The organism is Streptomyces bobili, assembly GCF_002154575.1.
GTDB classification, from domain to species: domain Bacteria; phylum Actinomycetota; class Actinomycetes; order Streptomycetales; family Streptomycetaceae; genus Streptomyces; species Streptomyces bobili.
In genome coordinates this window covers 1-203 of the sequence record NZ_MUBA01000261.1, presented here as the reverse complement: position 1 = coordinate 203, position 203 = coordinate 1, and the positions used below count along the sequence as shown (strand labels likewise).

The window sequence follows — 203 nt, the reverse complement described above, 5'->3', positions numbered from 1 at the left end:
GGCGGCTACTTCGGCGGCGGACTGCTGCCCGGCCTGCTCGTCGGCACCATGCTGGGCAGCCTGATGGCCACCCCCACCTATGCCGCCGACTACGGCAGCGGCTACGGCGACTTCGGCGGCGGCTACGAGGGCGGCGACGTGTCCGGGGCGGACTTCGACACCGGCAGCTTCGGCGACTTCGGCGGTGGGGGAGGGGACTTCGG

At 73.4% G+C, this 203-nt stretch carries 1 pseudogene (running past one end of the window); it reads left to right on the top strand.

The features are described 5' to 3' along the window. Positions 1-203: pseudogene (locus BZL64_RS21340) on the top strand (hypothetical protein) (its annotated part extends 1048 nt beyond the left edge of the window); the annotation flags it as partial.